The organism is Streptomyces sp. KLMMK (assembly GCF_036961605.1).
In the GTDB taxonomy this organism is placed as follows: Bacteria; Actinomycetota; Actinomycetes; order Streptomycetales; family Streptomycetaceae; genus Streptomyces; species Streptomyces telluris.
The window spans coordinates 1-14,349 of the sequence record NZ_JBAMDC010000152.1 but is presented as its reverse complement, the minus strand read 5'-3'; the positions used below and the strand labels follow the sequence as shown (position 1 = coordinate 14,349).

Annotated in this window: 15 protein-coding genes; 10 read left to right on the top strand and 5 right to left on the bottom strand. The window is 71.6% G+C overall.

The features are described from left to right. Window positions 1-246 precede the first annotated feature (246 nt). Window positions 247-1,071, bottom strand: coding sequence for a class I SAM-dependent methyltransferase (locus V7793_RS21185; protein ID WP_336008826.1), 825 nt, complete (start codon window positions 1,069-1,071; stop codon window positions 247-249). 341 nt (window positions 1,072-1,412) lie between these two features. Here V7793_RS21185 and rpsA point away from each other — a divergent pair, with 341 nt between their 5' ends. From rpsA to V7793_RS21150, 7 genes are all read left to right on the top strand, one after another. Continuing rightward, window positions 1,413-2,915 (top strand): 30S ribosomal protein S1, encoded by a 1,503-nt coding sequence (gene rpsA, locus V7793_RS21180; protein WP_058044905.1) that lies wholly within the window; start codon window positions 1,413-1,415, stop codon window positions 2,913-2,915. Window positions 2,916-3,121: 206 nt separating this feature from the next. After that, a complete protein-coding gene (locus V7793_RS21175) occupies window positions 3,122-4,066 on the top strand; it encodes a PAC2 family protein (protein ID WP_256790815.1) in 945 nt (314 codons plus the stop codon). A gap of 25 nt (window positions 4,067-4,091) precedes the next feature. Further along, window positions 4,092-4,694, top strand: a complete 603-nt coding sequence (gene coaE, locus V7793_RS21170) for a dephospho-CoA kinase (protein ID WP_336008822.1) — start codon at window positions 4,092-4,094, stop codon at window positions 4,692-4,694. Between the two features lie 171 nt (window positions 4,695-4,865). Then, window positions 4,866-5,459: a hypothetical protein gene (locus V7793_RS21165; RefSeq protein ID WP_336008821.1), complete on the top strand. Its 594-nt coding sequence runs from the start codon at window positions 4,866-4,868 to the stop codon at window positions 5,457-5,459. Between the two features lie 12 nt (window positions 5,460-5,471). Beyond that, window positions 5,472-5,792 carry a WXG100 family type VII secretion target gene (locus tag V7793_RS21160; protein ID WP_336008819.1) on the top strand — a complete coding sequence of 107 codons (321 nt, stop codon included), beginning with the start codon at window positions 5,472-5,474 and terminating at the stop codon, window positions 5,790-5,792. After that, window positions 5,789-6,520 (top strand): hypothetical protein, encoded by a 732-nt coding sequence (locus V7793_RS21155; protein ID WP_336008818.1) that lies wholly within the window; start codon window positions 5,789-5,791, stop codon window positions 6,518-6,520. The genes V7793_RS21160 and V7793_RS21155 overlap by 4 nt, the downstream gene beginning before the upstream one ends. A gap of 19 nt (window positions 6,521-6,539) precedes the next feature. Beyond that, window positions 6,540-6,875 (top strand): HMG-box domain-containing protein, encoded by a 336-nt coding sequence (locus V7793_RS21150; protein ID WP_336008816.1) that lies wholly within the window; start codon window positions 6,540-6,542, stop codon window positions 6,873-6,875. 38 nt (window positions 6,876-6,913) lie between these two features. Here V7793_RS21150 and V7793_RS21145 read toward each other — a convergent pair whose 3' ends face one another. The 4 genes from V7793_RS21145 to V7793_RS21130 all read right to left on the bottom strand — a co-directional run bounded on the left by V7793_RS21145 (window position 6,914) and on the right by V7793_RS21130 (window position 10,599). Next, entirely contained in the window at window positions 6,914-7,204 is a 291-nt protein-coding gene (locus V7793_RS21145) for a DUF6343 family protein (protein WP_336008814.1), read from the bottom strand. Window positions 7,205-7,338: 134 nt separating this feature from the next. Further along, window positions 7,339-8,769, bottom strand: a complete 1,431-nt coding sequence (locus V7793_RS21140) for a WGR domain-containing protein (RefSeq protein ID WP_336008811.1) — start codon at window positions 8,767-8,769, stop codon at window positions 7,339-7,341. 137 nt (window positions 8,770-8,906) lie between these two features. Then, window positions 8,907-9,500, bottom strand: coding sequence for a methylated-DNA--[protein]-cysteine S-methyltransferase (locus tag V7793_RS21135; RefSeq protein WP_336008809.1), 594 nt, complete (start codon window positions 9,498-9,500; stop codon window positions 8,907-8,909). A gap of 103 nt (window positions 9,501-9,603) precedes the next feature. Beyond that, window positions 9,604-10,599: a glycerophosphodiester phosphodiesterase gene (locus V7793_RS21130; RefSeq protein WP_336008808.1), complete on the bottom strand. Its 996-nt coding sequence runs from the start codon at window positions 10,597-10,599 to the stop codon at window positions 9,604-9,606. A gap of 229 nt (window positions 10,600-10,828) precedes the next feature. On the opposite strand from V7793_RS21130, the gene uvrB reads away from it, so the two are divergent. The 3 genes from uvrB to V7793_RS21115 form a co-directional block, all read left to right on the top strand. Beyond that, window positions 10,829-12,970, top strand: coding sequence for an excinuclease ABC subunit UvrB (gene uvrB, locus V7793_RS21125; protein ID WP_336008807.1), 2,142 nt, complete (start codon window positions 10,829-10,831; stop codon window positions 12,968-12,970). Window positions 12,971-13,104: 134 nt separating this feature from the next. Then, window positions 13,105-13,683 carry a TerD family protein gene (locus V7793_RS21120; RefSeq protein ID WP_336008805.1) on the top strand — a complete coding sequence of 193 codons (579 nt, stop codon included), beginning with the start codon at window positions 13,105-13,107 and terminating at the stop codon, window positions 13,681-13,683. Window positions 13,684-13,788: 105 nt separating this feature from the next. Further along, window positions 13,789-14,349: TerD family protein (locus V7793_RS21115; RefSeq protein ID WP_336008803.1), on the top strand; the 561-nt coding region annotated here is incomplete at its 3' end.

The following is a 14,349-nucleotide window of genomic DNA, read 5'->3' as shown; positions in this document are numbered from 1 at the left end:
CACAGCACGGCCGCGCCGTGCGCGTCGAGCGCGCGCGTCAGGGCGGGGAGGGCGGAGCGGACGGGCAGCCGGTCGAGGGCGTCGCTGTGGATCACACGCCCAGTCTCACCCGGCGGCCGGTGCCCCGACGCCAGGGCCCGCTCCGGGAGGCAACCGGGGCTCCCGGGAGAACAGCCCGCCGCAACGGCGGGTCACCACCCCGGTGAGGCCCGGCGGAACCCCCGTCCACCGGGACCACCGCGGCGATCACGATCCGCCGGAAGGGCCCTCGTCCCGCTCGCAGACGAAGATCGCCGTGCCGGGGATGAGGTTCCCGCGCAGCGGCGACCAGCCGCCCCACTCCTGCTGGTTCCAGGCGGGCCACTCGGGCTCGACGAGGTCGGTCAGCCGGAAGCCGGCGGCGACGACGTCCCGCACGCGGTCGCCGAGCGTGCGGTGGTGCTCCACGTAGACGGCGCGGCCCTGCTCGTCCTGCTCCACATAAGGGGTGCGGTCGAAATAGGAGGCCGCGACGGAGAGGCCCTCGGGGCCCGGCTCGTCGGGGAACGCCCAGCGGATGGGGTGGGTGACGGAGAAGACCCAGCGGCCGCCGGGCCGCAGCACGCGCCGGACCTCGCGCATCACCTGCACCGGGTCCGCGACGAAGGGGACGGCCCCGTACGCCGAGCACGCCAGGTCGAAGGAGCCGTCGGCGAAGGGCAGGGCGCTCGCGTCGGCCTCGACCAGCGGAACGTCACCGCCGATGCGCAGCGCGTGCTGGAGCTGGCGGTGGGAGAGGTCCAGGGCCACCGGGCGGGCGCCCTGCGCGGCGAGCCAGCGCGAGCACTGGGCCGCGCCGGCCCCGATCTCCAGCACGTCGAGGCCCTTGAGGCCGCTCGCCGGGCCCAGCAGGGCGGCCTCGGCCTCGTCCAGCCCTTCGGGGCCCCAGATGAAGCGGTCGTCGCCGAGGAAGGCGCCGTGCTCCGTCTGGTACTCGTCGGCGTTGCGGTCCCACCAGCCGCGGCTCGCCCGGCTGCTCTCGGTGCCGCCCGTGGTCCGCCGGACCGCTTCCGGCTCATGCTCTTCGATCATCGGCGGCGTGCCCCCGCGGTAGTGTGCGGCGAGGCCCTCGTGGCCTCGCAAAACATAAGTTGTGACCGGTATGGGGAGATTCGTCCCGGGTGTGCGCCTTCGCGCATTGACCGTGCCCGGCTGCCCCCGTATGCTACAAGTTGCGCTGCGGGCCTGCGCGCCTCAGACGGAGCAGGCCGCGCTCGCACTTGTTGTATGTCCCCTCGGTTGCCGAGGCGCATCCGGTGATCTTCGGATCTCCGGTCCTGTGCCTCCAAGGCTGTCCGGCTTCGGCAGTGCGATACGGGCTCTCGGCGTAGCAGTACCTACGACTCAATGTCCGTACCGGAGCCCTTTCCCACATGACGAGCAGCACCGAGACCACCGCCACCACCCCGCAGGTTGCGGTCAACGACATCGGTAACGAGGAAGCCTTCCTCGCCGCGATCGACGAGACGATCAAGTACTTCAACGACGGCGACATCGTCGACGGCGTCATCGTGAAGGTCGACCGGGACGAGGTCCTGCTCGACATCGGTTACAAGACCGAGGGTGTGATCCCCTCCCGCGAGCTCTCGATCAAGCACGACGTCGACCCGAACGAGGTCGTCAAGGTCGGCGACGAGATCGAGGCCCTGGTTCTCCAGAAGGAGGACAAGGAAGGCCGCCTGATCCTCTCGAAGAAGCGCGCCCAGTACGAGCGCGCCTGGGGCACCATCGAGAAGATCAAGGAAGAGGACGGGATCGTCACCGGTACCGTCATCGAGGTCGTCAAGGGTGGTCTCATCCTCGACATCGGCCTCCGTGGCTTCCTCCCGGCCTCCCTGGTCGAGATGCGCCGCGTCCGCGACCTCCAGCCCTACGTGGGCAAGGAGCTCGAGGCCAAGATCATCGAGCTGGACAAGAACCGCAACAACGTGGTCCTGTCCCGCCGTGCCTGGCTGGAGCAGACCCAGAGCGAGGTCCGCCAGACCTTCCTCACCACCCTGCAGAAGGGTCAGGTGCGCTCCGGCGTCGTCTCCTCCATCGTCAACTTCGGTGCCTTCGTGGACCTGGGCGGCGTCGACGGTCTCGTCCACGTCTCCGAGCTGTCCTGGAAGCACATCGACCACCCGTCCGAGGTTGTCGAGGTCGGCCAGGAAGTCACCGTCGAGGTCCTCGACGTCGACATGGACCGCGAGCGCGTCTCCCTGTCGCTCAAGGCCACCCAGGAAGACCCGTGGCAGCAGTTCGCCCGGACCCACCAGATCGGTCAGGTCGTCCCGGGTAAGGTCACCAAGCTCGTTCCCTTCGGTGCGTTCGTGCGCGTCGACGAGGGCATCGAGGGCCTGGTCCACATCTCCGAGCTGGCCGAGCGCCACGTGGAGATCCCGGAGCAGGTCGTCCAGGTCAACGACGAGATCTTCGTCAAGGTCATCGACATCGACCTCGAGCGTCGTCGCATCAGCCTCTCGCTGAAGCAGGCCAACGAGTCCTTCGGTGCCGACCCGTCCGTGGTCGAGTTCGACCCGACCCTGTACGGCATGGCTGCGTCCTACGACGACCAGGGCAACTACATCTACCCCGAGGGCTTCGACCCCGAGGCCAACGACTGGCTGCCGGGTTACGAGAAGCAGCGTGAGGAGTGGGAGCGCCAGTACGCCGAGGCGCAGCAGCGCTTCGAGCAGCACCAGGCGCAGGTCATCAAGTCCCGCGAGGCGGACGCCGAGGCTGCGGCCGAGGGTGCTCAGGCTGCCCCGCAGGCCGGTGGCGCCCAGGTCTCCGGCGGCTCGTACTCCTCGGAGTCGGCCGACAACTCCGGCGCCCTGGCGTCGGACGAGGCGCTTGCCGCCCTCCGCGAGAAGCTCGCCGGCGGCCAGAGCTGAGGCTCTGCACCACGGCAGCTGACAGCTGACTGAGTAAGGCCCGTTCCCCTTGGGGAGCGGGCCTTACTCGTGTTCTGCTGACAGCCGTTCGTTTCCGTCAGGCGCTCGTTCCCTCGGTGAGATGCGCCGGCGTGATCCGGAAGGCGGGAATGGCGGGGCCCTCCAGGCGCGTTCCCCCGTACGGAACATGAGGAGGAACGGTCACTGTGTTGGATCCGCAGGGTTTGTACGAATGGGAGCCCAAGGGGCTCGCCGTGGCCGACCTGGCCTTGGCCCAGGACACGGCCGGCCTGGTCATGCTCTATCACTTCGACGGCTACATCGACGCGGGGGAGACCGGCGAGCAGATCGTCTCGCGGCTCCTGGACACCCTGCCCCACCAGGTCGTGGCCCGCTTCGACCACGACCGGCTCATCGACTACCGCGCCCGGCGCCCGCTGCTGACGTTCCAGCGGGACCGCTGGAGCGCCTACGAGACGCCGGCCATCGAGCTGCGCATCGTGCAGGACGCGACAGGCGCCCCCTTCCTGCTGCTGTCCGGCCCCGAGCCGGACGTCGAGTGGGAGCGGTTCGCCGCCGCCGTGCGGCAGCTGGTCGAGCGCCTCGGCGTGCGGCTGTCCGTCAACTTCCACGGCATCCCCATGGGCGTGCCGCACACCCGCCCCGTGGGCATGACCCCGCACGGCAACCGCACCGACCTGATGCCCGGTCACCGCAGCTTCTTCGACGAGGCGCAGGTGCCGGGGAGCGCCGAGGCCCTCGTCGAGTACCGCCTCGCGGAGGCCGGTCACGACGTGCTCGGCGTCGCCGCCCACGTCCCGCACTACATCGCCCGCTCCGCCTACCCCGATGCGGCCCTCACCGCCCTGGAGGCGGTCACGGCCGCCACGGGCCTGGTGCTGCCCAACGCCGCCCACGCCCTGCGGTCCGAGGCGCTGCGCACCCAGGAGGAGATTGAGCGTCAGATCGCCGAGGGCGACGAGGAGCTCGTCTCCCTGGTGCGCGGGCTTGAGCACCAGTACGACGCCGTGTCCGGTGCCGAGACCCGCGGCAACCTCGTCGCCGAGCCGGTCGAGCTGCCCTCCGCCGACGAACTGGGCGCCGAATTCGAGCGCTTCCTCGCCGACAGGGAGGGCGACAGCGGTCACTGACCGCGCGCCCGCTACCGTGGGGCCCATGCTGAGAGTGGGCCTCACGGGCGGAATCGGTGCCGGCAAGAGCGAGGTGTCGCGGCTGCTGGCTTCGTACGGAGCGGTGATCGTCGATTCCGACAGGATCGCCCGCGAAGTGGTCGAGCCCGGGACGCCCGGACTGGCCGCGGTCGTCGCGGAGTTCGGCGAGGCGGTCCTCACGCCCGAGGGCGCGCTCGACCGGCCCCGGCTGGGCGCCGTCGTCTTCGCCGACCCGGACCGGCTGGCCGCCCTCAACGCCATCGTGCACCCCCTCGTGCGGGCCCGCTCGGCCGAACTGGAGGCGGCCGCCGCCCCCGACGCGGTCGTCGTCCACGACGTCCCCCTTCTCGCCGAGAACGGCCTGGCCCCCCTCTACGACCTGGTCCTCGTGGTCGACGCCGGCACCGAAACCCGCCTGGACCGCCTGGTCCGCCTCCGCGGCATGACCCCGGACGAGGCCCGCGCCCGCATGGCGGCCCAGGCCACCCGCGAGGACCGGCTCGCGGTGGCCGACATGGTCATCGACAACGACGGCCCGGTCGAGGCGCTCCGGAGCCGGGTCGAGAAGGTCTGGGACGAGCTGCGCGAGCGCAGCGCCCGGCGTTAGTCATATCGGGTGAGGGCCCGCCGGCCCGGTGCGCGGGTGGCACACAGGCGGGGCAAGGGCGCGGGCCCTGCGGCCGGTGCCCCGTGCCGGCTCCGCCCGCCGCCGGCGCCGTTGCCGCACGCATAAGGTTTCCGCGATTCCGCTCGCCGAGCCGTTTCGAGGAGACCTTGCGTGGCCGTGCCCGAGTTAGCCGCGACGAGCCCGTTCTGCCCGCTGCCCGCACCACGGCCCCTGCCGCGGCTGTTCGGTGTCGGCGTCGTCGTGTTGTCGTTGACCTGCATGGGGGTGATGGTCCGGCAGGCGGAGAAGGCCGCCGGGCTCGTGGCCGGCAAGGGCACGCTGACGGTGGAGAGATGCGAGCAAGGCCGCGAGGGCGGCCATGGGAGGAGCGCCTCGCGTTCGCGCTCCCTGTGTTTCGGCTCCTTCCGCGCCGACAGCGGCCGGGTCGTCCGGGACCGCTCGGCTCTCCGGGGCTGGTACGCGACGGGCGAGAAGGTGCGCGTCTACCGCGAGGGCCACGGCTACCACCCGGTCGGCCTGCGGTACTTCTGGAGCGGACTGGCCTTCTTCTTCGCCGGCCTGGCGGGCGTCGCCGTCGGAGTGATGACCACGGTGGTCGGGTACCGCGTGAGGACCGTCGGGGAAACCAGGGCCGCTTGGGCGGTGCTGCGCCGGACCTCCGTCGCACCCTACGTCACATGGCTGTTCCGGGCCGCCGGGGCCGGAACAGCCGTGTGCGTCCTGCTGCTCCTCGTCTCGCCGTAGGAGGGGAAGGACATGGTCCTGAGGGTCGACCCCGGACAGCTGGAGGCGTTCGCGCGGCAGGTCGGCAGGGGCGCCGAGGACATGCGGGCGGTCCTGGCGTACGTCCGTCGGCACACTGCTCTGCCCTCGGGGGCGGGCGGGCTGTTCGAAGAGGCGTGCCACACGCACAACCTCCTGCGCGGCGACGTCCTGAGCGCCCTGCAGCGCGTGGCCGGACTCCTGCAGAGCTCCTCGGAGGAACTCACCACGGCGGCTTCCTATTACCGCCGTACCGACCGCGGTGCCGCCGCCGAATTCGATGCGGCGGTCCGGGGACGGGGCGGGGAGCGGTGACGCACTTCGCCGACGTGACGGAGCCGGCGGCGTGCCTCGTCCCGCCCGGGGAACCGGCGGAGTTCCTCGATCCGCTGAAGCCGGTCAACGACGTGGCGGAGTTCCTCAGCCCGTCCGGCTGGCTGTTCAAACTGGCGGAGCTGTACCTGCCGAAGGATCCCGTGAAGTGGGCCAAGGAGAGCTTCGCCGGTGACTGGAAGGCCTATGCCAGGTGTGTCTCGGCATGGCAGGAAACCGGGCGGGCCTGCGACGGTGTGGCGCGCAACGTCCGGTCCGGGAACGCCCGCATCGACGCGACCTGGGACGGCAACGCCGCCGAGGCGGCCGCGCACTACTTCTCCGCTCTCGCCGGAGACCTGGCGGACTTCCGCACCGCCCTCGACGCGATGGGCGTGGAGTATCTCGCCATCGCCCAGTCGGTCTCCTTTGCAGGGGAAGCCGTCGGCGACTGCCTCGGGGCGATCGTGGATGCGCTGATCACCCTGGCTCTCACGGCCGCGGTCGAAGCGGCCAGCGGCGGAACCGCCGCCCTTGCGGCCGCGGCACTGGGCACCGAGGAACTGCTGACCATCCTGAGGGAGTGGGAGCTCATGGTCCGGTACGTCGCCGCGGCCCAGGCGATGATGCACGCCGGCCACGGCACGCTGGTCCGGCTCGGCACCGAGGCCCTGGCCGCGCTCAACAGCTTTCCGCTGCCCGGCACGAGCTACGACCACCCCGCGGTGTGAGAGAGGAGAGGCCGCCGACATGGCCGAACAGCAGGTGGGCTTCGAGGAGTTCGTGACCCCGGGTCGCAGCGCCGACCGGGCGCGGGCCCTCCACGGGGTGTTGCAGCGGCTCGCCGCCGGAGGCGCCGGCGGCGCGCTCCAGGAGATGGCCCGCGAGGTCCTCACGGGCCGCATCGGCCTGCGGGACGCCGTACGGGTCGGGACGTACGCCGAGGCCCTGGGCGAGGGGGTGCGGGCCCTGTCCGAAGCCTGGCGAGCCCTGCCGGAAGAGGAACGTGCGCGGTACGCGGACGAGGCCCGGCGCACGCTCGACGCGCCCCGGGGCGATGGGGCCGTGCCCCGGTATCCGCGCTGACCGCGGTCTCCGTACGGGCCGGGTGGCCGGGCTGAGGGTTACGGGCCGCGCCGGCCCTCCCCGGGGTCGCGGCGCCCGCTGACGGGCCGGTACGGCGGGACGTCCCGGCCCGGCTGGTAGTGCGGACCCTGCCGGATGTGCCGGATCACCAGCGACAGGTCGACGGCGGTGACGGCGGTCAGGACGCCGCAGGCGGCGGCCCAGCCGGGGTGGCCGGTGATCGCGAAGAGCACGGTGCCCGCGACGGCCCAGGCCAAGCCCCAGGCGGCCAGCCCGCAGCGCAGCCGCAGGGGGCTGCGGGCCGTGACGGGTTCGTTGCCGGTGCGCATGGCGGTGCCTCCACCTCCAGCATCCACCCGGAAGGCGCCTCCGGCGTCCGCGGAGTCCAGAGGAGGGGGCGGAAGGTGCCGCCCGGGCCCGCTGCTCGCCCGGTCCGCCCGGTCCGCCCGGTCCCCGCCCGGGATCAGACCAGGCGCCGGATCTCGCCCCGGACGCGGTAGAAGCCCCCGGCGGCGGGGGAGAGGGCGTCGATGACGTAGCGGGCGCCGGCCTCGCGTATGTGACGGGGGAACTGGACGTTCCAGCGGGGGTCGTAGCCCTCGGAGACGACGTGCACACGCAGCCGGCCGGCTTCCTGCACGCACTCGACCACGATGCCCGAGGCGGGCGCCGCGCTCACCGTGGCGAGGGTGCGGGCCGGGGTGTACGTGGGCACGGCGGCGGCCGACTTGACGTCCACCGGCACGGGGACGCTGCCCGCCTGCGCGGCGGAGACCGCGCTCTCGCCGGCATCGACGCAGACCAGCGAGCCGTCCGTGGTGACCATGTACAGCTTCTCGTTCAGGTACTGCATGGACAGCGCCGAACCGCTGCCCGTGCCGAGCTTCCACAGGCGGGTGCCGTCCGCCGCGAAGCAGTAGACCGACGAGGAGGAGTCGCCCGCGAAGACGTAGCGCCCGCCGGGCGCGGTGGCGCAGGAGTAGACCACGGTGTCGCACTGGTAGGTGGCCTCGACGGCGCCCGTGGCCTTCGACAGGCGCTGGACGACGCGGCGGTTGGTGCCGGCGTAGACGGCGTGGTCCTCCTGCCAGCCGAACAGCACCGAGCCGGAGGTGGGGGTGTGCCACAGCTCGCCGGTGCCGTCGGGGGCGTAGGCGGTCACCCCGCGCGCGTGCCCGTGGTAGACGGCGTGCTCGTCGCGCCGGACCATCCAGGCGTGGTCGCCGCTGCTGCGGCGCGACCACTGGTGCTCGTCCTCGTGGTCGATGACGGTCAGTCCGCCGTTGCGGTCGGCGACGTCGAGGACGCCCTCGCGGATGTCGAGCCAGAAGATGTCGACGTCGGAGGCGATCTGGTAGGCGGCGAAGGGGAGCTTGGAGGACAGGTCGTAGACCGTGCCGTCGTCGCAGCCGGCGTAGATCCAGAAGTCGTCCGCGACCAGGCACTTGACGCCGGCGGGCAGCTGGTAGCGGGCCAGCACCTCGCCGTCGTGGCCGAGGGTGTACACGTTGCCGGCCTGGTTGCCCACCCAGCAGCGGTCCTCGTCCACGTGGATGCCGAATGCGGAGGAGCCGGTGGCGAACCGCCACAGCACCGGGGCCACGGCCCGCGCGGTCGACGGCGCGGACGTCACCTCGCGGCGCGTCACGGGCCGGGCCGCCCGCTGCCCGGCCACCGCCGGGGCGTAGCCCTTGCGGACCTTCTCGCCGACCTTCTTCGCCGCCGCGGCCCGGGCCTTCTCCACGCTGGGGAACGACGAGGTCTGGACCTGGCCCGCGGCGCCGATCCGGCCGTAGCGCACCGTGACCGCCGTGCCGGCGACCGTGACCTCGTAGAACTTGTGCGCCCCGCCGCCGTCCTGCGACAGCTCCAGGTACGTCGTCTCTCCCGCCATGGCAAAGCCCCTCTCCCCGTCGGCCGCGCCGGCCGATCTCCGTTGCGCAGCACGCTAGGGGCAGCCACTGACAATCGGTCCCGCGGCCTCCTCTTGCGCGAGCGCCGCCGGGGGCGGGCGGGCGGCGGGGGCGGCCGTCAGAAGAGAGGCTCGGGAAGCACCCCTTCGAGGGACAGGAGCGAGCGCTTGATCTCCAGGCCGCTGCCGAACCCGCCCAGGCCGCCGTTGCTCTCGATGACGCGGTGACAGGGCACCACGACCGGCAGGGGATTGCTCCCCATGGCCACGCCCACGGCGCGGGCGGCGCCGCGCTCGCCGACGCGGTCGGCCAGGTCCTGGTAGCTGACCACCGTGCCGTACGGGACGCCGCCGGCCAGCTCGCGCAGCACCTGGCGGTTGAAGCCCGAGATCAGCGACCAGTCCAGCGGGACGGAGAAGGTCTCCCGGCGGCCCGCGAAGTAGTCCTCGAGCTCGGCCGCCGTCTCGGTGAGGATCTCGCGCGAGGCGCAGGGCCCCGGCACCGGTCCGGTCCCCATGCGGCGGGTGAGGGCGGCCACGGCCTCGGCGGAGACCGCCTCGTCCGCACGGAAGGAGACCTGCAGCAGACCCTTGGGCGTCGCCGCGAGCCCCAGCGGTCCGATGGAGGTGCCGACCGTCGTCCAGGCCCACTCCTGCGGGCGGGGCGAGGGGGCCGGGGCAGCCGCCGGGGCGGTCGGTTCCAGGTCCGTCATGAGGCCCAGCGTAGGCCGTTCGGGGCACCGCCGGGCCCCGGACCGGACAAGTGATCCACGATCAAGTGATCCCCGGTCCCCCGCGGGCTGCGCAGGCGCCGGTCTACAGGCCCAGGAAGCTCAGGAACGACAGGCCGTCGTCCTCCTCGTTCTCCTCGTTCTCCTCGTTCTCCTCGGACTGCTCGGACTGCTCGGACTGCTCGTCCAGCTCCTCCTCCAGAGCGTCCTCGATCTCGTGCGGGGCGTTGCTGATGATGCCGTCGACGCCCATGCGCGCCAGGTCGACGGCCCGGTCGCCGTTGTCCACGGTCCACGCCGAGACCTCGAGCATCCGCCCGTGCGGCCCCCGCAGGGCGTGCACCGCCCGCACCCAGGCGGCGGTGACGCTCCGGTGGTGCGGGTTGATCTGGTCGGCGAAGGCGGCGTACGAGCGCAGTTCCGAGGGCTTCGGGGCCCCGAGGAAGCCCGTCTTCACGTCCGGCCGCACCCGGTGGAAGGCCTTGAGGGAGGCGGCGCTGAAGGACTGCACGACCAGGGAGCCGCGCACGTGGCGCGCGTTGAGCCACCCGGCGCGCTGCAGCTCGCCCGCCAGCTGCCGCTCGATGCCCGGGTAGAGCTCGGGGGCCTTGACCTCCAGCAGCAGCTTCTGCCGGTTGCGGTCGACGCGCTGCAGGTAGCTGCGCAGCGTGGGCACCCGCTCCCCGGCGAACCGGCGGTCGTACCAGCTGCCCGCGTCGAGCTTGCGGATCTCGGCGAGGGTGAAGTCGGCGATCTTCCAGGGGGCGCGGCCGGGGAAGCGCCGCTTGACGTCGGTCGTCCGCTCCAGGGTGGTGTCGTGCATGACGATCAAGGCACCGTCCTTGGTGCGCTGCACGTCGTTCTCCACCCAGGTGATCCCCAGGTCGGCGGCTCTGTCGACCGAGGCCAGCGTGTTCTCGGGGGCCTGTACGGGCACGCCGCGGTGGCCGATGGCGAGCGGCACGCGCGTGTGCGCGGCCGCCCGCACGGGCTCGGCCGCGCGGGCGTGGGGAGCGGTGAGGACGAGCGTGGACAGGACGAGCAGCGTGCTGGTCACGGCGGAGACGGGGCGGATGCGCATACGGGCTCCTCGCGGCGTCTGGACACGGACGGGCACGTACATCGGGGGCCGGGCGTCCCGGTCCTTGGTGTACGGGATGGGCCTACCTCAGACAAGTACGCGACGGGGGCGGGGGAGGGGAGCGGGAACGGCTGTTCTTCGCCTGTTCGACGCCGCCCGTTCGCCCCGGGAACGGGGGCCGGACGCCGGGTGTCCGGCCGTTGTCAGTGGGGGGCCGTACCGTGGTCTCATGCGGCCCGTATCGAAGATCGAACGCAAGGTGGCGCCTTTCGAGGTCGTCAGCCCCTTCCAGCCCAGCGGTGACCAGCCGACGGCCATCGCCGAGCTGGAGCGACGTATCCGCGCAGGTGAGAAGGATGTCGTGCTCCTCGGTGCGACCGGTACCGGCAAGTCCGCGACCACCGCGTGGATGATCGAGAAGCTCCAGCGGCCGACGCTCGTCATGGCGCCGAACAAGACCCTGGCGGCCCAGCTCGCCAATGAGTTCCGCGAGCTCCTGCCCAACAACGCCGTCGAATACTTCGTCTCGTACTACGACTACTACCAGCCCGAGGCCTACGTACCGCAGTCGGACACGTACATCGAGAAGGATTCCTCCATCAACGAGGAGGTGGAGCGGCTGCGCCACTCCGCCACCAACTCCCTGCTCACGCGGCGTGACGTCGTGGTGGTGGCCTCGGTGTCCTGCATCTACGGCCTGGGCACCCCCCAGGAGTACGTCGACCGCATGGTGCCGCTGAAGGTCGGCGAGGAGATCGACCGCGACGAGCTGCTGCGCCGCTTCGTGGAGATCCAGTACACGCGCAACGACCTCGCGTTCACCCGGGGCACCTTCCGCGTCCGCGGCGACACCATCGAGATCTTCCCGGTCTACGAGGAGCTCGCGGTCCGCATCGAGATGTTCGGCGACGAGGTCGAGGCGCTCTCCACGCTCCACCCGCTCACCGGCGAGGTCCTCTCCGACGACCGGGAGCTGTACGTCTTCCCCGCCAGCCACTACATCGCCGGTGCCGAGCGCATGGAGAAGGCCGTCGCGGGCATCGAGGCGGAGCTGGAGGAGACCCTCGCCCGGATGGAGAAGCAGGGCAAGCTCCTGGAGGCGCAGCGCCTGCGCATGCGCACCACGTACGACATCGAGATGATGCGCCAGATCGGCTCCTGCTCCGGCATCGAGAACTACTCGCTGCACATGGACGACCGCGAGCCCGGCTCCCCGCCCAACACCCTCCTCGACTACTTCCCGGAGGACTTCCTCCTCGTCATCGACGAGTCGCACGTCACGGTCCCCCAGATCGGGGCCATGTACGAGGGCGACGCCTCCCGCAAGCGCACGCTCGTGGAGCACGGCTTCCGGCTGCCTTCGGCCATGGACAACCGCCCGCTGAAGTGGGAGGAGTTCACCGAGCGCATCGGGCAGACGGTCTACCTCTCGGCGACCCCCGGGAAGTACGAGCTCTCGCGCTCGGACGGCTTCGTCGAGCAGATCATCCGCCCCACCGGCCTGGTCGACCCCGAGGTCGTCGTCAAGCCGACCGAGGGTCAGATCGACGACCTGGTGCACGAGATCCGCACGCGCACCGAGAAGGACGAGCGCGTCCTCGTCACCACCCTCACCAAGAAGATGGCCGAGGACCTCACGGAGTACTTCCTGGAGCTGGGCATCCAGGTCCGCTACCTGCACAGCGACGTCGACACGCTGCGCCGCGTGGAGCTGCTGCGCGAGCTGCGGGCCGGCGAGTACGACGTCCTGGTCGGCATCAACCTGCTGCGTGAGGGTCTCGACCTGCCCGAGGTGTCCCTGGTCGCCATCCTGGACGCCGACAAGGAGGGCTTCCTGCGCTCGGGCACCTCCCTGATCCAGACCATCGGGCGTGCCGCGCGCAACGTCTCCGGCCAGGTCCACATGTATGCCGACAAGGTCACCCCGGCGATGGAGAAGGCCATCGACGAGACCAACCGCCGCCGGGCGAAGCAGATCGCGTACAACAAGGAGCGGGGCATCGACCCCCAGCCCTTGCGCAAGAAGATCGGCGACATCGTCGCCACCCTGGCCCGTGAGGAGATCGACACCCAGGAGCTCCTGGGTTCCGGTTACCGCGAGAAGGGCGCCAAGGGCAAGGCCCCGGTGCCCACCGCGCCGGCCGGGAAGGCGGCGGGCAAGGGTGCCAAGGCCGCCAGGGGCAAGGCGAAGGCCGCCGTCGCGGTGACGGACCGTCCCGCCGCCGAACTGGCTCAGCAGATCGAGGACATGACCGACCGTATGCGGGCCGCGGCCGCGGAGCTGCAGTTCGAGGTCGCCGCCCGGCTGCGCGACGAGGTGAGCGAGCTGAAGAAGGAGCTGCGGCAGATGAAGGAGGCCGGGCTCGCCTGAGGTACGGGCGGGGATGTTGCAAGACCGCCACAAATCCCGTTCGGATTCGTCCGGGGTCGGGGTCCGTGCGTAGGGTCGGGGCGGAGGCCGTGCGGACGCCCGGCCCACGGGGATAGAACGAGAAGGGACTGCGCGTGACGGTCAACTTGTCCAAGGGTCAGGGCATCAGCCTGCAGAAGGCAGACGGAGGCACCCTGACCGCCGTGCGGATGGGGCTTGGCTGGCAGGCCGCCCCCCGCCGCGGACTGTTCGGGTCGCGCACGAGGGAGATCGACCTCGACGCCTCGGCGGTGCTCTTCGCCGGGGGTCAGCCGGTGGACGTGGTCTTCTTCCGCCACCTGGTCAGCGACGACGGCTCGGTGCGGCACACCGGTGACAACCTGGTCGGCGGCGCCGGCACGGGCGGCGACGACGAGGCGGTCCTCGTCGACCTGCAGCGCGTCCCGGTGCACATCGACCAGATCGTCTTCACGGTGAACTCCTTCACCGGCCAGACGTTCTCCGAGGTGCAGAACGCCTTCTGCCGCCTGGTCGACGAGACCAACGGCCAGGAGCTCGCCCGCTACACCCTCGACGGCGGCGGCGCGTACACCGCGCAGATCATGGCGAAGGTCCACCGCTCCGGCACCGGCTGGGCGATGACCGCCATCGGCAACCCGGCCAACGGCAAGACCTTCCAGGACCTCATGCCGGCGATCCTGCCGAGCCTGTAGGCATACGCATCCTGAGAAACATCCCGGGCCCGGCGGAGAGCGTTTCCGCCGGGCCCGCGGGCACGACGAGCGCAGCACGAGCATGAACAACGAGGGGGCGCAGCAATGACGGCCGAGCTGGTGCGGGGGCAGAACCACCCGCTGTCCGGTACCCGCCTGGAGATCCGGGTCTCGGCGGGAGGACCCGTCGTCGCGGGCGCCACGCTCGCCGGCGCGGACGGCAAGGTGGCCGGCGCCGACCGCGTCGCGCACCCCGCCTCCCACCGTCTCCCCGGCCTGGAGGTCTCCCGGCAGGCCGCGGCCGACCACCGGCTCGCCGTCGACCTGGAGGCCCTCCCCGAGGACGTGCACCGGGTCCACGTGATGCTTGCGCTGCCCACCGGAGCGGGCGGCCCCACGTCCTTCGGCGCGCTGGCCGCCCCGTTCTTCGCCGTCACCGAGCTCGACGGGGCCGAGATCGCCACCTTCACGATCACGGACCTCGGCGTGGAGTCCGCCGTCGTCGCCCTGGAGCTGTACCGCAGGCAAGGCGCCTGGAAGGTGCGCGCCGTCGGCCAGGGGTATGCGGGCGGGCTCGCCGCGATGCTGCACGACCAGGGGCTGGAGAAGGCCTTCGAGACCGCCGCGGCCATCAACGAGGCCGTCACCCGGGGCATGGCCCGCACG